21 protein-coding genes and 1 pseudogene are annotated in these 18,393 nt (G+C 63.3%); 14 read left to right on the top strand and 8 right to left on the bottom strand.

Annotation, left to right across the window (positions count from 1 at the left end; translation table 11 throughout):
* Positions 1–85: 85 nt before the first annotated feature.
* Positions 86–1,660, bottom strand: a complete 1,575-nt coding sequence (locus tag RFN30_RS26945) for a trimethylamine methyltransferase family protein (RefSeq protein WP_320265098.1) — start codon at positions 1,658–1,660, stop codon at positions 86–88.
* Between the two features lie 279 nt (positions 1,661–1,939).
* Between RFN30_RS26945 and RFN30_RS26950 the strand changes: the two genes are divergently transcribed.
* On the top strand, positions 1,940–2,638 hold the full coding sequence (locus RFN30_RS26950; protein ID WP_278072931.1) for a cobalamin B12-binding domain-containing protein: 699 nt from the start codon (positions 1,940–1,942) through the stop codon (positions 2,636–2,638).
* Positions 2,639–2,720: 82 nt separating this feature from the next.
* Here the strand turns inward: RFN30_RS26950 and RFN30_RS26955 are convergent, their stop codons facing one another.
* Entirely contained in the window at positions 2,721–2,858 is a 138-nt protein-coding gene (locus RFN30_RS26955; RefSeq protein WP_081296086.1) for an entericidin A/B family lipoprotein, read from the bottom strand.
* 52 nt (positions 2,859–2,910) lie between these two features.
* Between RFN30_RS26955 and RFN30_RS26960 the strand changes: the two genes are divergently transcribed.
* Positions 2,911–3,540, top strand: a complete 630-nt coding sequence (locus RFN30_RS26960; protein ID WP_320265100.1) for a DUF1638 domain-containing protein — start codon at positions 2,911–2,913, stop codon at positions 3,538–3,540.
* Positions 3,541–3,546: 6 nt separating this feature from the next.
* Here RFN30_RS26960 and RFN30_RS26965 read toward each other — a convergent pair whose 3' ends face one another.
* Complete coding sequence (locus RFN30_RS26965) at positions 3,547–4,461, bottom strand: NAD-dependent epimerase/dehydratase family protein (RefSeq protein ID WP_320265101.1); 915 nt, start codon at positions 4,459–4,461, stop codon at positions 3,547–3,549.
* A gap of 122 nt (positions 4,462–4,583) precedes the next feature.
* Between RFN30_RS26965 and RFN30_RS26970 the strand changes: the two genes are divergently transcribed.
* From RFN30_RS26970 to RFN30_RS26980, 3 genes are all read left to right on the top strand, one after another.
* Positions 4,584–5,159 (top strand): DUF4893 domain-containing protein, encoded by a 576-nt coding sequence (locus RFN30_RS26970; RefSeq protein ID WP_320265102.1) that lies wholly within the window; start codon positions 4,584–4,586, stop codon positions 5,157–5,159.
* 65 nt (positions 5,160–5,224) lie between these two features.
* On the top strand, positions 5,225–6,007 hold the full coding sequence (locus RFN30_RS26975; protein ID WP_320265103.1) for a formyl transferase: 783 nt from the start codon (positions 5,225–5,227) through the stop codon (positions 6,005–6,007).
* A gap of 57 nt (positions 6,008–6,064) precedes the next feature.
* Entirely contained in the window at positions 6,065–6,331 is a 267-nt protein-coding gene (locus RFN30_RS26980; protein ID WP_320265104.1) for a type II toxin-antitoxin system TacA family antitoxin, read from the top strand.
* A 113-nt stretch (positions 6,332–6,444) separates the two neighbouring features.
* Here the strand turns inward: RFN30_RS26980 and RFN30_RS26985 are convergent, their stop codons facing one another.
* Positions 6,445–6,957, bottom strand: coding sequence for a hypothetical protein (locus RFN30_RS26985; protein ID WP_320265105.1), 513 nt, complete (start codon positions 6,955–6,957; stop codon positions 6,445–6,447).
* A gap of 35 nt (positions 6,958–6,992) precedes the next feature.
* Here RFN30_RS26985 and RFN30_RS26990 point away from each other — a divergent pair, with 35 nt between their 5' ends.
* The 7 genes and pseudogenes from RFN30_RS26990 to RFN30_RS27020 all read left to right on the top strand — a co-directional run bounded on the left by RFN30_RS26990 (position 6,993) and on the right by RFN30_RS27020 (position 13,778).
* Entirely contained in the window at positions 6,993–7,295 is a 303-nt protein-coding gene (locus tag RFN30_RS26990) for a virulence factor (RefSeq protein WP_320265106.1), read from the top strand.
* Positions 7,288–7,878: a methylenetetrahydrofolate reductase C-terminal domain-containing protein gene (locus tag RFN30_RS26995; RefSeq protein ID WP_320265107.1), complete on the top strand. Its 591-nt coding sequence runs from the start codon at positions 7,288–7,290 to the stop codon at positions 7,876–7,878. Before RFN30_RS26990 ends, RFN30_RS26995 begins: the two co-directional genes overlap by 8 nt.
* The gene (locus RFN30_RS27000) at positions 7,875–8,966 is read left to right on the top strand and encodes a methylenetetrahydrofolate reductase (protein WP_320265108.1); all 1,092 of its coding nucleotides are present in this window, start codon (positions 7,875–7,877) and stop codon (positions 8,964–8,966) included. The genes RFN30_RS26995 and RFN30_RS27000 overlap by 4 nt, the downstream gene beginning before the upstream one ends.
* A 142-nt stretch (positions 8,967–9,108) precedes the next feature.
* Complete coding sequence (locus RFN30_RS27005; protein WP_320265109.1) at positions 9,109–10,086, top strand: methyltetrahydrofolate cobalamin methyltransferase; 978 nt, start codon at positions 9,109–9,111, stop codon at positions 10,084–10,086.
* Positions 10,028–12,198: pseudogene (locus RFN30_RS27010) on the top strand (ASKHA domain-containing protein). Before RFN30_RS27005 ends, RFN30_RS27010 begins: the two are co-directional and overlap by 59 nt.
* A 182-nt stretch (positions 12,199–12,380) precedes the next feature.
* Positions 12,381–12,566: a hypothetical protein gene (locus RFN30_RS27015; RefSeq protein WP_320265110.1), complete on the top strand. Its 186-nt coding sequence runs from the start codon at positions 12,381–12,383 to the stop codon at positions 12,564–12,566.
* A gap of 246 nt (positions 12,567–12,812) precedes the next feature.
* On the top strand, positions 12,813–13,778 hold the full coding sequence (locus RFN30_RS27020) for an alpha/beta hydrolase (protein WP_320265112.1): 966 nt from the start codon (positions 12,813–12,815) through the stop codon (positions 13,776–13,778).
* 106 nt (positions 13,779–13,884) lie between these two features.
* Here the strand turns inward: RFN30_RS27020 and RFN30_RS27025 are convergent, their stop codons facing one another.
* Positions 13,885–14,784 (bottom strand): LysR substrate-binding domain-containing protein, encoded by a 900-nt coding sequence (locus RFN30_RS27025; protein ID WP_320222916.1) that lies wholly within the window; start codon positions 14,782–14,784, stop codon positions 13,885–13,887.
* A gap of 221 nt (positions 14,785–15,005) precedes the next feature.
* On the opposite strand from RFN30_RS27025, the gene RFN30_RS27030 reads away from it, so the two are divergent.
* The gene (locus RFN30_RS27030) at positions 15,006–15,191 is read left to right on the top strand and encodes a hypothetical protein (RefSeq protein WP_320265113.1); all 186 of its coding nucleotides are present in this window, start codon (positions 15,006–15,008) and stop codon (positions 15,189–15,191) included.
* A gap of 255 nt (positions 15,192–15,446) precedes the next feature.
* On the opposite strand, the gene RFN30_RS27035 is transcribed toward RFN30_RS27030, so the two are convergent.
* Positions 15,447–15,800 carry a hypothetical protein gene (locus tag RFN30_RS27035; protein WP_320265164.1) on the bottom strand — a complete coding sequence of 118 codons (354 nt, stop codon included), beginning with the start codon at positions 15,798–15,800 and terminating at the stop codon, positions 15,447–15,449.
* A 202-nt stretch (positions 15,801–16,002) separates the two neighbouring features.
* Between RFN30_RS27035 and RFN30_RS27040 the strand changes: the two genes are divergently transcribed.
* Positions 16,003–16,941, top strand: coding sequence for a GlxA family transcriptional regulator (locus tag RFN30_RS27040; protein ID WP_348628162.1), 939 nt, complete (start codon positions 16,003–16,005; stop codon positions 16,939–16,941).
* Positions 16,942–17,022: 81 nt separating this feature from the next.
* Here the strand turns inward: RFN30_RS27040 and RFN30_RS27045 are convergent, their stop codons facing one another.
* Together RFN30_RS27045 and RFN30_RS27050 are read right to left on the bottom strand one after the other, a co-directional pair.
* On the bottom strand, positions 17,023–17,415 hold the full coding sequence (locus RFN30_RS27045) for a beta/gamma crystallin family protein (RefSeq protein WP_320265115.1): 393 nt from the start codon (positions 17,413–17,415) through the stop codon (positions 17,023–17,025).
* A 65-nt stretch (positions 17,416–17,480) separates the two neighbouring features.
* Positions 17,481–18,329 (bottom strand): DUF1194 domain-containing protein, encoded by an 849-nt coding sequence (locus RFN30_RS27050; protein WP_320265117.1) that lies wholly within the window; start codon positions 18,327–18,329, stop codon positions 17,481–17,483.
* Positions 18,330–18,393: the final 64 nt, after the last annotated feature.

The raw sequence follows: 18,393 nt of genomic DNA on the forward strand, positions 1-18,393 counted from the left end.
TCCGGTCCGGGTCGGAGAACGCGCTCCGCCAGACTTCCTTGTGGATGATGTTGGCGACTTTAGCCCGGCCTGACTCGGGCTCCTTTCAAGTGAAGGCGTCGGCCATCGAGGCTTTCTTCGTGGCGATGAAGTCCTTCAGCGCCTCGTCGATCGCCGGATCGAGATGCGGCGCCTCGTAGCTTTCCAGCCAGCGGCGCGCAAGCTCGTTGGCGCGCTGCGGCGCAGTCTTCTCGCCCTCGGCCAGCCACTGCTCGTAGGAATTGTTGTCGGCGATGTTGGAGCGGTAGAAGGCGGTCTGGAAATTCGCCTGCGTGTGGTCGCAGCCGAGATAATGGCTGCCCGGACCGACCTGGCGGATGGCATCCATCGCCTGGCCGTTTTCCGACAGGTCAACACCTTCCGCAAACTTCTGCTGCATGCCGAGCTGGTCGATGTCCATCATGAATTTTTCGTAGCAGGAGGCGAGACCGCCCTCGAGCCAGCCGGCCGAATGCAGCACGAAATTGGTGCCGGCAAGGATCGTCGAGTTGAGCGTGTTGGCGCTCTCATAGGCCGCCTGCGCATCCGGGATCTTCGAGGCGCAGAGCGAGCCGCCGGTACGGAACGGCAGGCCGAGCCGTCGCGCGAGTTGTGCCGCGCCATAGGAGACCAGCGACGGCTCCGGCGTACCGAAGGTCGGCGCACCCGACTGCATCGAGATCGACGACGCGAAGGTGCCGAACAGCACCGGCGCGCCGGGCCTGATCAACTGCGTGAACGAGGCCCCGGCGAGCACTTCGGCCAGCACTTGGGTCAGCGTGCCGGCAACCGTCACCGGACTCATCGCGCCGGCGAGGATGAAGGGCGTGACGATGCAGGCCTGGTTGTGGCGCGAATAGACCTTCAGCGCGCCGAGCATGGTCTCGTCGAACACCATCGGCGAGTTGGCGTTGATCAGGCTGGTCAGCACCGTGTTGTTCTCGACGAAGTCGTCGCCGAACACGATCTTGGCCATCGCCACCGTGTCCTCGGCACGCTCCGGCGCGGTCACCGAGCCCATGAATGGTTTGTCCGAGTACCGGATATGCGAATAGACCATGTCGAGATGGCGCTTGTTCACCGGCACGTCGACCGGCTCGCACACCGTGCCGCCCGAATGGTGGATCGACGGCGCCATATAGGCGAGCTTCACGAAGTTCCGGAAATCCTCGATCGTCGCGTAACGGCGGTTGCCGTCGAGGTCGCGCACGAAGGGCGGGCCGTAGACCGGCGCGAACACCGTCGCGTTGCCGCCGATCTGCACCGAGCGCTCGGGGTTGCGCGCATGCTGGGTGTAGATCGAAGGCGCGGTCTTGAGCAGCGAGCGGCAGAGCCCCTTGGGGAAATGCACGCGCTCGCCCTTGACGTCGGCGCCGGCCTCCTTCCACAGCGCGAGCGCCTCGGCGTCGTCGCGGAAGATGATGCCGATCTCTTCCAGCACCGTGTCGGTGTTCTTCTCGATCAGCGCCAGGCCTTCCTCGTCGAGGACCTCATAGACGTTGATCTTGCGCTTGATGTAGGTGAGCTGGGTGCCCGGACCGCCGCCGGCGCGCGCCGCGCGCCTGGCCGCCGCGCCGCCGCTGGCGCCGCGTCCGCGTCGTCCACCCGACGCTTCCTGTTCGACTGCCGCGTTATCGCTCATGATCGTTCTTCCTATAGATTTTAGATTTGGCCTGAATTGGCTCGCGGCCGGTTTGCCGCCGCTTCTTCTCGGATCGTAGCCATGCACCCTATTGGAAACGGCCCGCCAGCGCCAACGCCTGTCGCAAAATCGACAAGAAAAGCGCCAACTTTTCAGTCGCTTTCCTTTTGCGGGAAGTCGCAAATCAGCTATGGCTACCTTGCCCTCGCGGGTTAGGTATTGGCCCATTGATTTTTAGGCTGCCGCAATCACTCCGAGCAGCAAGGAGCCCGAGAAAAAATGTCCGACGACGAGATCATCCTTTCCGAGCTTTCCGACGAGGAACTCGTGCAGCAGATGCACGACGACCTCTATGACGGGCTGAAGGAAGAGATCGAGGAAGGCACGCATATCCTTCTCGAGCGCGGCTGGCAGCCCTATACAGTGCTGACCGAAGCGCTGGTTGAAGGCATGCGCATCGTCGGCGAGGATTTCCGCGACGGCATCCTGTTCGTGCCGGAAGTGCTGCTTTCTGCAAACGCCATGAAGGCCGGCATGGCCATCCTGCGCCCGCTGCTCGCTGCCACCGGCGCGCCCAAGCAGGGCAAGATGGTGATCGGCACCGTCAAGGGCGACATCCACGACATCGGCAAGAACCTTGTCGGCATGATGATGGAAGGCGCCGGCTTCGACGTCATCGACCTCGGCATCAACAACGCCGTCGAGAAGTATCTGGATGCGATCGAGCAGCATCAGCCCGACATCATCGGCATGTCGGCGCTGCTCACCACCACCATGCCCTACATGAAGGTCGTCATCGACACGATGAAGGAAAAGGGCATCCGCGACGACTATGTCGTGCTGGTCGGTGGCGCGCCGCTCAACGAGGAATTCGGCAAGGCCGTCGGCGCCGACGCCTATTGCCGCGACGCGGCGGTGGCCGTCGAGACCGCCAAGGATTTCATGAAGCGCAAGCATAACGTTCGCGCTTCCGCCTGACCTAAGGCATCAGGATGGACCGAAAAAAGCCGCGCCTTGCAGCGCGGCTTTTTTGTTCCCAGATGATGGACGAGACTGAAGATCAGTTGGCGACAGTGTCTTTGACCGCCCTAGCCGTCGATTTGACATCCTTGCCGACGCCCCGAATGGTGTTGGCGCAGGCCGTGAGTGCAAGCGCGCAGGCAAGGATGGCCATCGGCGCGATGCGTAGCAGTTTCATGGACGGTGTCTCCTTCGACAGATATTAGCCCCGCAGCGAAAGCCGGCTCGACTTGGTCAAAACGCAAAAAATGGAACCGAATCAAACAGACAGGCTGCTCGTCATCGCCTGCGGGATGATTGCGCGCGAAGTTTTGGCCGTCAAGCAACAGCTAAAGCTCGACCACCTCGAACTGACCTGCCTGCCGGCGGAGTTCCATTTCTATCCGGACCGCATCGCGCCGGCCATGGACAAGGCGATCGAGAAGGCCAAGGCGGAAGGCTATCAGCACATCTTCGTCGGCTATGCCGACTGCGGCACCGGCGGCCTGCTCGACCGCGTGATCGAAAAGCACGGCGTCGAGCGCATGGCCGGCCCGCATTGCTTTGCCTTCTACCAGGGCATGGACGCCTATGCGAAGGTCGCCGACGACGACATGATGTCGTTCTACATGACCGACTTCCTCTGCCGCCAGTTCGAGGCCTTCTTCATCAAGCCGCTCGGCCTCGACCGGCATCCCGAGTTGATCAAGGACTATTTCGGCAATTACGAGAAGCTGATCTATCTGGCGCAGACCGACGATCCGGAACTCGACAAGGTCGCCGAACACGCCGCCCGCCTGCTCGGCCTCGCTTATGAGCGCCGCTCGACCGGCTATGGCGATCTGACGGCCGAGTTGGCGCGGGCGGCAGCCGGCGCCTGACCGCCTTCACGCCTCCGCTTCGAGCGCCGCCAGCACATCGGCAAAGCTCGTCTTGCAGACAAAGCCCAGCCTCTCCCTCGCCCGCGACGGATCGTAGACGCGGTCGATAGAGGAGAACATCGCCCAGCCCTTCCTCGCATAGAGCCTGGGATAATCGGGGAAATAGCGCGCGACGACGGCCGGCGCGTCGGCGATCAGCTCGGCGCAATCCTGCGGCCGGAACGGCGTCGGCGCCGAGACGATGAAGATGTCGAAGCCAATGCCCGGCGCCTTCTCCAGCGCCGCGACATGGGCCTCCGCCGCATCCTCCACCGTCAACCGCCTGAACAGCAGCTCGTTGGCCTTGGTGTTGGCATCCGACTGCTCGATCGCATGAGCCATGTCGTCGGCCTCGGGAAAGAAGCGCGCCGTGCGCAGCACCGCTACCGGCAACCCATGCTCGATATGATAGAGGCGGCAGAGATGCTCGGCCGAAAGTTTCGTCACGCCGTAGATGTTGCGCGGCTCCGGCGACATGCCTTCCGTCAGCCAGGCGGCCTTGCGCGCGCCGCCTTGGAAGCCGGCGCGGATCGCTCGTGAAATCATCAGCGATGTCGTCGAGGTGAAGACGAAACGCTGGACTCCGCAGGACACTGCAGCATCGAGCAGGTTGATTGTCCCCTGCACGTTCGTCGCGACGAAGTCCGAATTCTCATAGTGCTCGATGTTCGGCTTGTGCAACGCGCCGCTGTGGATGATGGCCTCGATGCCGTTCTCGCCGACGGTCCGCAGCACGAGCTCGCGATCTGCAACCGAGCCGACCACCTGGGTCTGCGCCGACGGAACCGGGTCGAGGCCGATCACCTCATGGCCAAGGCCGCGCAGCCTCGGCGCGAGCGCGCTGCCCAGCCAGCCTGATGATCCTGTAAGCAAGATACGCATCGATCAAACCGCCATTTCCGCTCCCACGCTGTTAAGCACGGATGACAGCAGCCCGCGAACGGGTAAGTTGTACGCCACACCGAGAAACCGCTGTTCCAGCCACCGATCCGAGAAATGCATCCATGACCCCTCGCCTGCTGCTTGCCGCCCTTTGTTTGATCGGCTTCGCCGTGCCGGCCCATGCCGATGGCGAGGTGCAGAAGCTGATCACCGCCGCCGACAAAGCGCGGCTCGACAAATATGGCGAGACGCGCAAGGCCGCCCTCGAGGAGGCGAAGGCCGGCGACCCCGCCGAGGTCAAACAACTCGATGCGCTGCTCGCCAAGCCGCTGGTCGCCTTCTCCGACAAGGACCTGACCGGCAACTGGAAATGCCGCACCATCAAGGCCGGCGGCTTGAGCCCGCTGGTCATCTACGGCTGGTTCAAATGCAAGGTGACCGATGACGGCTCTGGCTGGCGGCTGCAAAAGATCAGCGGCTCGCAGCGCACCGCGGGCCGTTTCTTCGACGATGGCGAGAAGCGCGCCATCTATCTCGGCTCGTTCTCGGTCAATGACGACAAGGCCAGGTCCTATGGCAGCGGCCCCGAAAGCGACCAGGTCGGCTATGCCTTCCGCAACAGTGCCACCGAATGGCGCATCGAATTCCCCGCGCCTTATTACGAATCGAAGCTCGACATCATGGAATTCAAGCGCTGACGGCTCACCAAAGGTTAACCCGCTCGCCCTAGCATGCGCCCGATTTTTGAGAGCGGGTGCTTGCCATGGCAGCGTCGGAATCCAGTCCGCGATCGATCGTGGTCGTCACCGAAGGCGGACCGCATATCTGGGCCATCGTCAACGCCGTCGCGGATCGCGTTGGCCCTGTCAGCGTCATTCTGGAAACTCCTGAATCCAAAAAGCGATTGCTGCTCGGCCGGGCGCGGCGCCAGGGCTGGATCTCGGCCATTGGCCAGCTCGGCACAATGGTGCTGACCAGGCTCGGCAAGCGGTTCTTCGCCGGCCATGCCGCGCGCCTGATTGCCGAGGAGAAGCTTGAAACCGAGCCCCGTCCAAGCCAGACGGTCATCCATGTCCCGTCCGCCAACGGGCCGGAATGCCTCAAGGAGATTGCAGACCTCAAGCCGGGCGTCGTGCTGCTCGCTGGCTGCCGGCTGCTGTCGAAAGACACCCTCGCGAAAATACCCTGCCCGGTTCTCAACTATCATGCCGGCATCGCCCCGAAATATCGCGGCATGAATGGCGGCTATTGGGCGCTGGCCTCCGGCGATCGCGGGAATTTCGGCACCACCGTGCATCTGGTCGACGCCGGCGTCGACACCGGCGGTGTGCTGAAGCAGGCGCGTGGCAGACCGAAACGCGGCGACACCATCGCCACCTACGCGCTGCGGCAGGCCGCGTTCTCGCGCGACATCTGCGTCGAGGCGGCGAGCGATGCACTGGCGGGGAAGCTTACGACGATCGATCCCGGCTTGCCCTCGAAGCAGTGGTTTCACCCGACGATCTGGTTCTATCTCTGGACCGGCCTGACGAAGCGCGTCTGGTAACCATCTGTCAGCCAAGCGATTTGTATGCTATTGTCATACAGAAAAGCGAGACAGACCATGTCCAATATGGCTCCCCTCAGCGTGCGCGTCACGCTGGACGAACGCGAAATACTTGAAGCCGCAGCCAGTCAGGCCAACACCAATCTCAGCGACTTCATCCGCCGCAAGGCCGTCGAAGCCGCCGAAATGGAGGTGCTGGACGGGCGTATCGTAACGATTCCGGCGACCGATTGGGAGAAGTTCGAGGCTTGGGCGAAGTCACCGCCAAAGGCACTGCCAGGTCTGCGAAGGCTCGCTGCGTCTCGGCCCGTATGGCAGGACTGACGCCGCCTCGACCGCTTGCGGCGGACGACGACAGGGACGCTTTCGACTGCGGTCGGGAGTCGCTCAACAACTGGCTTCGCCGCCATGCCTGGCGCAATCAGCAAGACGGCGTCTCACGCACCAGCATCATCTGCGATTCCGCGAGCGGTCTCATTGCCGCTTACGTTACCCTCAGCGCCGGCCAGATCGAGCGGGCATATCTGCCCAAGTCTTCGCAACGCAATCGCCCCGATCCGGTCCCAATGATACTGCTTGGCCAACTTGCTGTGGGTCACCACTATCAGGGTCGAGGCTGTGGACGCTCGCTCCTGTTGTTCGCGCTCAGAACTGCGGTTCGATTCTCCACCGAGATCGGCTGCTTCGGCGTCCTGACCCATCCGCTCGACGATGCTGTGAGAGCCTTCTACCGCAGCTTCGATTTTGAAGAACTGCCATTCGATCCCAAGCGAAGCATGATCGTTCGCATCGCCGACCTGAGAGAAAGCGGCTTCGGAAACGAATGAGGGCTTGACCGGATCGCTTTGGTAGGGGGCGCGATCGCCAATTTGAACCTTCCTTCCGGCGATAAGCAGCGTCGCTTTTGAAGGCGCGCGCGTCGTCCCATAACAAGCGGCCCAAGGGCGCATGCGGCAATGCTCCAAGCATCGAGGAGTGAGAGTTCATGGCCGATCTGATCGTCGTCTACTGGCGCGACATTCCAGCCCAGGTCATCGTCAAGAGGGGCCGGCAGAACGCCAAGCGCGAACTGCCGCTGCGCTTCACCGAGGCGATCGATATGTGCGCCATGCGCACCGGTGCCGGCGGCACCGACGACTATCTCGCCGAATGGCGCAAGGCCGATCCGGTTCCGGTCGGCGACGACATCGAGGCCGAGGTTGAGAAGGCCTATCAGGAACTCGACGCAAAATACGACCGTGAGCGGCTGGTCGCTCTGGTCAAGGCTGGCGGGAAAGAAAATGTCTGAGAAGCAGCCGGCGGTTACCCAGGCCACATTGGTCAAGAAGGCAGCGCCGAAGTCCGACTACAAGCCTGCCGACGTGTCGCCGCAGCGGCGCGTCCAGCGGACTTTTGCCGTGAGATTGTGGTCGATCCGCCACTCGCGATTGCTCGAATGGTTCTACAGCAGGTTCGCCGACGTCTTCCTGCTCCTGCATCCGCTGTGGAAGGGCATCGGCTACGGCCGTGTCGAAGCGCCGGTGAAATTCGTCGAGAAGCGCGTCAAGGGCTTCATGTTCGACTGCCGCATGTGCGGCCAGTGCGTGCTTTCCTCCACCGGTATGTCGTGCCCGATGAACTGCCCGAAGCAGCTGCGCAACGGCCCGTGCGGCGGCGTGCGCGCCAACGGCAATTGCGAGGTCGAGCCGGACATGCCCTGTGTCTGGGTCAAGGCCTGGGAAGGCTCGCGCAACATGGTGCACGGCGACAAGATCCTCGACGTGCAGAAGCCCGTCGATCAGTCGCTGCGCGAAACCTCTGCCTGGCTGCGGGTGACCGCGCAGGCTGCCGCCGCGCGTGAAACGAACAAGAACCCGGGAGCTTCGGCATGAGCGTCCGCCAGCGCGACGAGAACCCGGCCGGCATCCACCTGCCGCTCGATCCCCTGCCCGGCCACACTTCGCGCGGCCGGTTGGAGCGCGTGCTGCGCCGCGGCGAGTTCGCGGTGACGACCGAGCTCAACCCGCCCGACAGCGCCGATCCTGAAGACGTCTATAACCGCGCCAAGATCTTCGACGGCTGGGTCGACGCCATCAACGCGGTCGACGCGTCAGGCGCCAACTGCCACATGTCGTCGGTCGGCATCTGCGCGCTTTTGACCCGCATGGGCTACGCGCCGATCATGCAGATCGCCTGCCGCGACAAGAACCGCATCGCCATCCAGGGCGACGTGCTGGGCGGCGCGGCGATGGGCGTCGCCAACATGCTCTGCCTCACCGGCGACGGCGTTCAGGCCGGCGACCAGCCGGGCGCCAAGCCGGTGTTCGACCTCGATTCCATGTCGCTGCTCGAAACCATCCGCATCATGCGCGACAACGGCAAGTTCCTGTCCGGCCGCAAGCTGACGACGCCGCCGCAGGTCTTCCTCGGCGCCGCCGTCAACCCCTTCGCGCCGCCTTACGATTTCCGTCCGATCCATCTCGGCAAGAAGATCGCCGCCGGAGCGCAATTCGTGCAGACGCAGTATTGCTTCGACGTGCCGATGTTCAAAACCTTCATGCAGAGCGCGCGGGACTTGGGGCATACGGAAAAAGTCTTCATCCTGTGCGGCGTCGGCCCGCTCGCTTCCGCCAAGACGGCGAAATGGATCCGCTCCAACGTGCCGGGCATCCATATTCCCGACGCGGTGATCAAGCGGCTCGAAGGCGCGCAGGACCAGAAGAAGGAAGGCAAGCAGCTCTGCATCGACATCATCAACGAGGTGAAGGAAATCCCGGGCGTCGCCGGCGTCCATGTGATGGCCTACCGCCAGGAAGAGTATGTCGCCGAGATCGTCGATGAATCCGGCGTGCTGAAAGGCCGCCAGCCCTGGAAGCGGGAGATCCGCCGCGACGACCAGATCGTCGCCGAGCGGCTCGACCACATACTGCACGACGAGATTACCGAAACCCAGGTGGACATGGTGAAGACCGCGCATTGATGTATGTCGCCCAAAAGTGGGAACCGGTTTTGGGGCAACGACATACATTAACTTAGAGTCTGGGTGCGCGGCCGGCACCATTCACTTGAACGAAATCAGATAACGATATAAAGAACTCTTTATATCCCGACGGAGAGATCGCATGACCCGCACCATCGTCGCCTCGGCGACCCGAGAAATCGTCATCGGCTTCGATCAGCCCTTCTGCGTGATCGGCGAGCGCATCAACCCGACCGGCCGCAAGAAGCTGGCCGCCGAGATGGTGGCCGGCAACTTCGAGACCGTCATCAAGGACGCGCTGGAGCAGGCCGCCTGTGGCGCCACCATGCTCGACGTCAATGCCGGCGTCACCGCCGTCGACCCCAATGCGACCGAGCCGGCGCTTTTGGTGCAGACGCTGGAGATCGTGCAGAACCTCGTCGACCTGCCGCTGTCGATCGACTCTTCGGTGACCGCCGCGATCGAGGCGGCGCTGAAGGTCGCCAAGGGCCGCCCGCTGGTCAACTCCGTCACCGGCGAGGAAGAGAAGCTCGAGGCGATCCTGCCGCTGGTCAAGAAATACAACGTTCCGGTCGTCGCCATCTCCAACGACGAGACCGGCATCTCGATGGATCCGGACGTCCGCTTCGCCGTTGCCAAGAAGATCGTCGAGCGCTGCGCCGACCATGGCATCCCCGCGCATGACGTCGTCGTCGATCCGCTGGTGATGCCGATCGGCGCGCTGGGCGATGCCGGCCGCCAGGTATTCGCGCTGCTGCGCCGCCTGCGCGAGGAGCTCAAGGTCAACACCACCTGCGGCCTCTCCAACATCTCCTTCGGCCTGCCGCATCGCCACGGCATCAACGCCGCCTTCATCCCGATGGTGATCGGCGCCGGCATGACGAGCGCCATCATGAACCCGGTGCGCCCGCAGGAGATGGAGGCCGTGCGCGGCGCCAACGTGCTCAACGGCACCGACGAGAACTGCACCACCTGGATCCGCACCTACAAGGACTACAAGCCGGCTGAAGGCGGCCATGCGGTCGCGGCTCCGGTCGCGGTCACCGCCCCTGGCGACGGCAATGCTGCTGCCGGCGGTCGTCGCCGCGGCGGCCGAGAGGCCCGCATGGCGAGGGCATAAGGTAAAGATTGTGACTGTTTCGACAGAGGGAGGTATTCGCCTATGAACCCTCCCCCAAACATAACCGACCCGCTCGTGCTGTTCATGCCGTCAGGCAAGCGCGGGCGGTTTCCCGTTGGCACGCCGGTGCTTGATGCCGCGCGCCAGCTCGGCGTCTATGTCGAAAGCGTGTGCGGCGGCCGCGCCACCTGCGGGCGCTGCCAGATCGAGGTGCAGGAAGGCAATTTCGCCAAGCACAAGATCGTCTCGTCCAACGATCACATCTCGCCCAAGGGCGCCAAGGAAGAGCGCTACGAGCGCGTCCGCGGCCTGCCGGAGCGCCGTCGCCTCTCCTGCTCGGCGCAGGTTCTGGGCGACCTCGTCATCGACGTGCCGCAGGACACGGTCATCAACGCCCAGACCATCCGCAAGGACGCCGACACCAGGGTCATCGCCCGCGATAGCGCGATCCGCATGTGCTATGTCGAGATCGAAGAGCCCGACATGCACAAGCCGCTCGGCGACCTCGACCGGCTCAAGATCGCCTTGATGAAGGACTGGGGTTTCAAGAACCTCGAATTCGATTTCTATCTGCTGCCGCAGGTTCAGGGCATCCTGCGCAAGGGCAACTGGACCGCCACCGCCGCCATCCACAAGGATGCCGACAGCGACATCGCGCGAGTCATCGCGCTTTGGCCCGGCCTGAAGAACGAGGCCTATGGCCTGGCCTGCGACATCGGTTCGACCACCATTGCCATGCATCTGGTGTCGCTGCTGTCGGGCCGCGTCGCCGCTTCCTCCGGCACATCCAATCCGCAGATCCGCTTCGGCGAGGATCTGATGAGCCGCGTCTCATATGTGATGATGAACCCGGACGGCCGCGAAGGCATGACGGTCGCCGTGCGCGAGGCCGTCTCCGGCCTCGTCGACAAGGTCTGCGCGGAAGGCAATGTGCAGCGCAACGACATCCTCGACGCGGTGTTCGTCGGCAATCCGATCATGCACCATTTGTTCCTCGGCATCGATCCGACCGAGCTCGGCGGCGCGCCGTTTGCGCTCGCCGTCTCGGGCGCCGTGCGCATCAAGGCCTCCGACCTCGGCCTGAAGCTGAACCAGGGCGCGCGCCTCTATATGCTGCCTTGCATCGCCGGCCATGTCGGCGCCGATGCCGCCGCCGTCACTCTCTCGGAAGGCCCACACCGCCAGGACGAGATGATGCTGATCGTCGATGTCGGCACCAATGCCGAGATCGTGCTCGGCAACAGCACGCGCGTGGTCGCCGCCTCCTCGCCCACCGGCCCGGCCTTCGAAGGCGCCGAGATCTCCGGCGGCCAGCGCGCCGCCCCCGGCGCAATCGAGCGCGTGCGCATCGACCCCGATACGCTCGAGCCGCGCTACCGCGTCATCGGCTCGGAGCTCTGGTCCGATCAGCCGGGCTTCGCCGAAAGCGTGCAGGCAACCGGCGTCACCGGCATTTGCGGCTCCGGCATCATCGAAGTGGTAGCCGAGATGTATCTCGCCGGCATCATCTCGGAGGACGGCGTCGTCGATGGTTCGCTGGCCGCGCGCTCGCCGCGCATCGTCGCCAACGGCCGCACCTTCTCCTACGTGCTGAAGGACGGCGAGCCGAAGATCACCATCACCCAGAACGACGTGCGCGCCATCCAGCTTGCCAAGGCGGCGCTCTATGCCGGCACCAAGCTTTTGATGGAAAAGCAGCACACCGACCATGTCGACAGCATCCATTTCGCCGGTGCCTTCGGCTCCTTCATCGATCCGAAATACGCCATGGTGCTGGGGCTGATCCCGGACTGCGACCTCGACAAGGTCAAGGCCGTCGGCAACGCCGCCGGCGCCGGCGCGCGTATGGCGCTCCTCAATCGCGGCTATCGCCGTGAGATCGAGGAGACGGTGAGCAGGATCGAGAAGATCGAGACCGCGCTGGAGACGAAGTTCCAGGAGCACTTCGTCTACGCCATGGCGCTGCCGAACAAGGTCGACCCGTTCCCGAAGCTCGCGGCTGCGGTAAAGCTGCCGCCACGCAAGGCAACGAGCGAGGATGGTGCTGCCGGCGACGCCACCCCGCGTCGGCGCTCGCGCGAGGAGCGTGCGGCGCGGCGTGGACGCGAATAGGCTTCTTGCCGCCTCCCACCTTTCATTTTTCATTTGCATGCAAATGTTTCCGGATCGACCCGATCCGGAAACCGAAACGCTGTTTTCGTGAAATCCATCCGATACACGCGTGAGACATTTAACGGCCCATCGAACGGCGGCCCGGAATAGTCCTCAGCCGCCGCTCTTCAAGGGAGATGAAAATGTCGATGTTCGAAAACCTCGGCCGCTTCGGCGTGACCATCAGGCAAGCCCATGCACGGAGCAAGGCGATCCGTGCGCTCAACGACCTGCCGGTGCATGTCCAGAAGGATATTGGCTGGCCGGCCTCGCCGCCGAGCGACCCGCAGGCAGCCCTTCGCAAGCTGCTGCTCGGCACGCCGCGCTGATGACCTTCGCCGACAAATGCAAGCTACTCGGCAGGCGCCGGGACCGGCAGGCGGCCTCGGCGACCGGCGACAACAGGCTGCGCGCCGCGCTGCTGCCGGGGCGACGGTGACGCGCCTGTCATCGAACCGGGGCACCGGCATCACGCCGATGTGCCATGGCGCGCCTTGACATTTTTAACGGAGCTACGATCTTCGTTTAGCGGGGGGATCTCTCTTAGTCGGCTCTGCCGAAGTCCGTGTATCCGCATGCCCAGTTTGAAAAGCCACGTCGTCTCGTTCATTCTCAGGCACAGCCGCAAGAAGGCCTTCTCCAGTCCTGAGAATCTGCAGCGCTGGATCGCCTACGCCCGCAAGACCGAAGACTATCATCCGCCGGCCCTTCTGAAGGCGCGGCTCGACATCGCCGAGACCAGCGTCGACGGTTTTCCCGTCTATGAGATCGCGCCGAAACCCGGTGAGCGCCGCCGCATCCTCTATATGCATGGCGGTGCGTTTGTCTTTCAGATCACATCCTATCATTGGGTGCTCATCGCCGAGATGGCGGAGCGGCTGGGTTTCGGCGTCACCGTGCCGATCTATCCGATCGCGCCGGAGTACAATTTCCATGACATGTTCGGCATGGTCGGCGACGTCTACCGGCGCATGCTGGAAGAGACCGATGCCGAGGACATCGTGTTCATGGGCGATTCCGCCGGCGGCAACATGGCCGTCGTGCTCACCATGATGGCCGCCGAGGAAGGCCTTCCCTCCCCGTCGCGCCACGTGCTGATCTCGCCCGGCCTCGACATGTCGCTGTCCAATCCGGAGGTGTTCGAGGCCGAGCGCAACGATCCCTGGCTCGGCATTCCCGGCGGGCTCGAGGCGATCCGGCTCTACAGCGCCGGCATCGACCGCGCCGACTGGCACATCAGCCCACTCTACGGCGATCTCTCCGTGCTGCCGAAGACGCTGCTGCTCACCGGCTCGCACGACCTGCTCAGCCCCGACAATCTGATCTTTGCCGAGCGCGCCCGCGCCGCCGGCGTCGAGGTCGACGTGGTCTATGAGGAAGGCATGTTCCACGTCTGGCCGCTGATCGAGATGCCGGAAGCGCGACGCGCGCGCAACAGCATCGTCAACTTCCTTACCAGCGAGCTGGCGCCAATCCGCGCCCCTGCGCGGCGGAGGACAAAGGCCACGGTGGCAGCCAGTCCCGCGCCGGCGGCCGAATAGCTTAAAGCGCGTCGCGTCGAAACGGATTCGAACCGACGCGCTTTAAATCTTTGTTTTTATGCATGTCGTTCTCCCAAAACCGCTGCGCACTTTTGGGCGACATGCATCAGAACTTGCCGGTTTCCCGGAACAGCTCGAACGTCGCGCGGATGTGATCGGCGACGGCCTTCACCGGCGCGCTGGCGTCGGGCGCCACCACCATGGCGAGATTGTACGTGCCGATATCAGGCATGCCGTCCTTCTGGCCTAACTCCACCATATCATCGCCGAGGAAGGATTTTGGCAGCGGCGCGACAGCGAGATCGGCCATGATCGCGGCGCGCTGGCCGGCCGTATGCGCGCTCATATAGGCGACGCGGTAGTTGCGGCCCTCGCGGCCGAGCGCCTCCAGGGCGCCCGCTCGCCAGGCGCAGCCTTCTTCCCACAGCGACACCGGCAGCGGCTCGCGCAGATGCGCGCAGCCGCCCTTGGCGCCGGCCCAGACGATCGGCTCGGTCAAAAGCACCTCGGCGCCGAGCGCGCTGGTCTTGTAGGAATTGGTGAGCAGCGTGATGTCGAGCGCGCGGTCGTCCATGCGGCGGCGCAGATTGATGCTCTGGTCGATGGTGACGTCGACGGCAATCGACGGATGCGACTGCGCAAAGCGCTTCAACACATGCGGCAGGATACGCTCGCCATAATCGTCCGGGGAACCCAGCCGCACCACGCCGACAATGTCGGGAATGATGAACTTCGACACCACTTCGCGGTTGATCGACAGCAGCCGCCGGGCATAGCCGAGCAGCATCTCGCCGTCTGTGGTCAGCGTCACCGAACGCGCGTCGCGCGCGAAGACGGAGCGGCCGAGAATGTCTTCCAGCTTCTTGATCTGCATGGAGACGGCCGAGGGGGTGCGGAACACCGCATTGGCTGCGGTGGTGAAGCTGCCGGTCTCGGCGATCGCCACGAAAGTGCGCAGCACGTCGAGATCGAGCAGGGGCAGAGGATGGTTGAGCGGGGCGTTCATCGGGGCTTGCCTTCAATTTTTCTGATGCAAACGATCATCCCATTTCGTTTGATTGAACCTTACTTCGGGCGCATAGTCAACTCGATCGATGCAGTATGCTGCCAAAAGCAGCCACCAGACGACCACGACACGGACCTGCAATCGACATGAAATGAAGCTGAAACAGACCTGACGTAACGCATTGCCGGGCGCCTCCCTGCCCGAGTCATAGGAGAAAGAAAATGACCATCCTGTCGTCCATCGGTCGGCTTGCGACCGAATTCAGCGCGGCCCGCGCCCGCTACCAGACCGAACGCGCAATCCATGCGCTGCCGATCGAACTGCAGAAGGATATCGGCTGGCCGGAAGCCGCCGACGCCAAGACTGGTGTGCGCCTCGGCGTCGGAACGTGGGCCGGAGCCAAGTAGCTGAGTGTGTATCAAGTTCTGAAGGCCTGCCGTGGCGTCAGACAGGCAGGCCTTTTTGTTTGTACTCAAATGACTTTTCCAGCCATGCGGCCGCTGCATGACGCATATGAACCACTCGCATAGCGGCTTAGGCTGCGAATTAAGGCACTGTAAACAATAGTCAATTTCGGGCACACTGCCCAAGAATGTCGCAATCGATGTCGCTTTTCATATCAAGCGCTTCGCTTTTGCGATTTAGTTTTCGCTGAAGCAAGCCTATATCACGGCCAGCCAAAACGAGCTGCCCCACTCCATTAAGCGAAGGCGACCCGTCTGAGCAACCAAATGGAGATGATGATGAAGCTGTTTGCCCGCCTTTTCACCCGCCGCGAAATGAACCTGACGACCGCTCTCGAGCGTCAGCGCCTTGCCAAGACCATGCCCGGTCAGACCGGCGCCATGGCCGCCGCTCGCCTCGGCTTCGTTGCCTGAGACAGCCATTGCCGACGGCATCTGATGCCGTTGTCTTGTATGGAATTCGACGCCGCCCGGCTTCGCCGTGGCGGCGTTTTTATTGTGGACGTCGCCTTCTTTGGGTACCTCAAGTGGTAATCTCCAGGCGCGCCCCATCGGCGATTGCCCATTTGCGACCCGTGTCGCAAATTTAATCTTCGCTTAGCCGTCTACCCGATTGACAGGAATGATTTTTCCTGATGTCGCTATGCTATTAGCGACATTCTGTTCGCGTCATAGCCGCGTGAGGTTTACCGTGAATGCCGTAAAGCACCCGATCAAGAGATCGTTTGTATTCTTCCTCATCCCCGATTTCACCATGATCGCCTTCGCGACGGCGCTCGACCCGCTGCGTTCGGCCAACCGGATGCTCGGCTACGAGGCCTATAGCTGGCGGCTGGCCAGTATCGATGGCAAGCCGGTGCGCGCCTCGAACGGCGTCGAATGCGCCGTCAATACCTCGCTCGAGGAAGAGCGCAGGAAGATGGCCGGGCCGGATAGGCCGAACATGGCGATCGTCTGCAGCGGCATCAATGTCGAGCGCTACCACAATAAGTCGGCCTTCGCCTGGCTGCGCGAGGAATACAACCGCGGCGTCGCCGTGGGCGGTCTGTGCACCGGCGCGCATATCCTGGCCGCCGCGGGCCTCTTGTCCAACAAGCGCTGCGCCATCCATTGGGAGAACCTGCCGGGCTTTTCGGAGGCCTTCCCGAAGGCCAATGTGTTTGCCGACCTCTTCGAGGTCGACCAGAACGTCTACACCTGCGCCGGCGGCACCGCCGCGCTCGACATGATGCTGAAGCTGATCGGCGACGATTTCGACGAGAGCCTCGTCAACCGCGTCTGCGAGCAGGTGCTGACCGACCGAGTGCGCAGCCCGACTGATCGCCAGCGTCTGCCGCTGCGTGCGCGCCTCGGTGTACAGAACTCCAAGGTGCTGACCATTATCGAATTGATGGAGGCGAACCTTTCCGAGCCGCTGTCGCTGATCGAGATCGCCGACCATGTCGACTTGTCGCGCCGGCAGATCGAGCGCCTGTTCCGCACCGAGATGGGCCGCTCCCCCGCCCGCTACTATCTGGAGATCCGGCTCGACCGCGCCAGGCACCTGCTCATCCAGTCGTCGATGCCGGTGGTCGAGGTGGCGGTGGCCTGCGGTTTCGTCTCGGCCTCGCACTTCTCCAAATGCTACCGCGAGCTCTATGCCCGCTCGCCGCAGCAGGAACGCGTCGACCGCAAGCAGCTTCTGGCGGCCTGAAGCAGATAGACCGCAGGCCGCGTCACGAAGCGCCTTAACGCCTGACCGGTTGCAACCGCTCGCCGGGGCTGCCGCCGGCGTTCAATACCGGTCGCAATAGCACTCCGCCGACGAGATGCGGTCGTTCCAACCGGAACCTCCGAAATCACGGACCCTGCGGCTGAGCTCGATCGAGCGGCCGCGCATCCCGGAATGCTCATAAGCGACGAGCGTACAGCCTCGACGAACGAGCACCGAGGAAACGCGGTCGTTCCAGAACCCGGCCCGGAAATTGACGGAGTCGTCAGGACCCATTTCAAGCGAACGTCCGCGGAAGTTTGCATGCTCGAACAGCACGCAGGCTGCCTCGCCGTAAAATTGGGCGCTGGCGCTTCCGGCAAATATTGTCGACGCAAGTGCGGTCAGGATGACCAGACGTTTCATGTAATGTTTCCTCATTTGATCGCGTTGCGCGATGGCGCCGGCCCACTGCATTTTGCCATCGTGCCGCACGAGGAAGCAAGTCCACGGCCGCCGCTCCGTTCGACTATTGCTTGTGGTTAGTGGCTGTCCAGCATCCAGCCGCGATTGCGCCACATCTTCTCGCCGGCCAGGCAATCGGCCGCCGGCCTGTCGTCGGCGAGCACCACCGGCGGGTGGGCCGCCTCGTCCGCCGCCCATTGCGGCGAGGCCGGACCGGCAAGCTCGAGCACCAGCTTGCGGCGGATCGCTTCCGGGAACTGCGTCCAGTCGTTGACCGGGATCATGAAGGCGCCCGGCCCGCCGATGACGCAGTCGCTGTAGTAGCGGTCGAGATTGTCGACATCGAAGGCGCCGCCGAAACCGCCGCGCGTCATCAGCGGCAGCCCGTTGATGGTGATGCCCTGTCTCACCACCTCGTCGCGCGTGATATCGACCGGCGCGCCCTGGTTGTTGGGTCCGTCGCCCGAAACGTCGATGACGCGCTTGGTGCCCTCAAAGCCGCTTTCGGCGAAAAGGTCACTGCCGAAGGCCAGCGCGCTGGAGATGGAGGTGCGTCGCGCGCTGTCCGGCGGACTCGCATTCATCTGCGCGACAACCCGTTCGGCATCGGCGCGATTGGCGATCACCGTCCACGGCACGACGACCCGCTGCCATCTTGTGCCGGCCCATTCGACATAGGTGACCGCGATCTTGCCATAGGCGCCGTCGGCGATGGCCTTGAGCACATTGTCATGCGTCAGTGCCGCGGCATAGCCGTGGCGCTGGATCTCGAGTTCGGCCGGCGACATGGAGAGCGAAACATCGACAGCCAGCACCAGCTCGACATCGACCGGCTCTATTGCCGTCGATCTCGCGGTCAGGGTGAGGAGCAGCGCCAGCGCGGCGGCGCCCGAAAGCCAATGCCCTGTTCGACGGGAAGCGGACATGACGCAACGGTAAGCGATAATTGAGCATGAACAAAGCAAAAAGGCCCGGCGTCGACCGGGCCTT

Source organism: Mesorhizobium dulcispinae (assembly GCF_033977345.1).
Taxonomy (GTDB): Bacteria; Pseudomonadota; Alphaproteobacteria; order Rhizobiales; family Rhizobiaceae; genus Mesorhizobium; species Mesorhizobium dulcispinae.

Bases quoted from the DNA above. Each gene is read 5' to 3' on its own strand.
- RFN30_RS26945 (WP_320265098.1), bottom strand. From the start codon at position 1,660: ATGAGCGATAACGCGGCAGTCGAACAGGAAGCGTCGGGTGGACGACGC.
- RFN30_RS26950 (WP_278072931.1), top strand. From the start codon at position 1,940: ATGTCCGACGACGAGATCATCCTTTCCGAGCTTTCCGACGAGGAACTC.
- RFN30_RS26955 (WP_081296086.1), bottom strand. From the start codon at position 2,858: ATGAAACTGCTACGCATCGCGCCGATGGCCATCCTTGCCTGCGCGCTT.
- RFN30_RS26965 (WP_320265101.1), bottom strand. From the start codon at position 4,461: ATGCGTATCTTGCTTACAGGATCATCAGGCTGGCTGGGCAGCGCGCTC.
- RFN30_RS26970 (WP_320265102.1), top strand. From the start codon at position 4,584: ATGACCCCTCGCCTGCTGCTTGCCGCCCTTTGTTTGATCGGCTTCGCC.
- RFN30_RS26975 (WP_320265103.1), top strand. From the start codon at position 5,225: ATGGCAGCGTCGGAATCCAGTCCGCGATCGATCGTGGTCGTCACCGAA.
- RFN30_RS26980 (WP_320265104.1), top strand. From the start codon at position 6,065: ATGTCCAATATGGCTCCCCTCAGCGTGCGCGTCACGCTGGACGAACGC.
- RFN30_RS26985 (WP_320265105.1), bottom strand. From the start codon at position 6,957: ATGCGCCCTTGGGCCGCTTGTTATGGGACGACGCGCGCGCCTTCAAAA.
- RFN30_RS26990 (WP_320265106.1), top strand. From the start codon at position 6,993: ATGGCCGATCTGATCGTCGTCTACTGGCGCGACATTCCAGCCCAGGTC.
- RFN30_RS26995 (WP_320265107.1), top strand. From the start codon at position 7,288: ATGTCTGAGAAGCAGCCGGCGGTTACCCAGGCCACATTGGTCAAGAAG.
- RFN30_RS27000 (WP_320265108.1), top strand. From the start codon at position 7,875: ATGAGCGTCCGCCAGCGCGACGAGAACCCGGCCGGCATCCACCTGCCG.
- RFN30_RS27005 (WP_320265109.1), top strand. From the start codon at position 9,109: ATGACCCGCACCATCGTCGCCTCGGCGACCCGAGAAATCGTCATCGGC.
- RFN30_RS27015 (WP_320265110.1), top strand. From the start codon at position 12,381: ATGTCGATGTTCGAAAACCTCGGCCGCTTCGGCGTGACCATCAGGCAA.
- RFN30_RS27020 (WP_320265112.1), top strand. From the start codon at position 12,813: ATGCCCAGTTTGAAAAGCCACGTCGTCTCGTTCATTCTCAGGCACAGC.
- RFN30_RS27025 (WP_320222916.1), bottom strand. From the start codon at position 14,784: ATGAACGCCCCGCTCAACCATCCTCTGCCCCTGCTCGATCTCGACGTG.
- RFN30_RS27030 (WP_320265113.1), top strand. From the start codon at position 15,006: ATGACCATCCTGTCGTCCATCGGTCGGCTTGCGACCGAATTCAGCGCG.
- RFN30_RS27035 (WP_320265164.1), bottom strand. From the start codon at position 15,800: ATGGGGCGCGCCTGGAGATTACCACTTGAGGTACCCAAAGAAGGCGAC.
- RFN30_RS27040 (WP_348628162.1), top strand. From the start codon at position 16,003: ATGATCGCCTTCGCGACGGCGCTCGACCCGCTGCGTTCGGCCAACCGG.
- RFN30_RS27045 (WP_320265115.1), bottom strand. From the start codon at position 17,415: ATGCAGTGGGCCGGCGCCATCGCGCAACGCGATCAAATGAGGAAACAT.
- RFN30_RS27050 (WP_320265117.1), bottom strand. From the start codon at position 18,329: ATGTCCGCTTCCCGTCGAACAGGGCATTGGCTTTCGGGCGCCGCCGCG.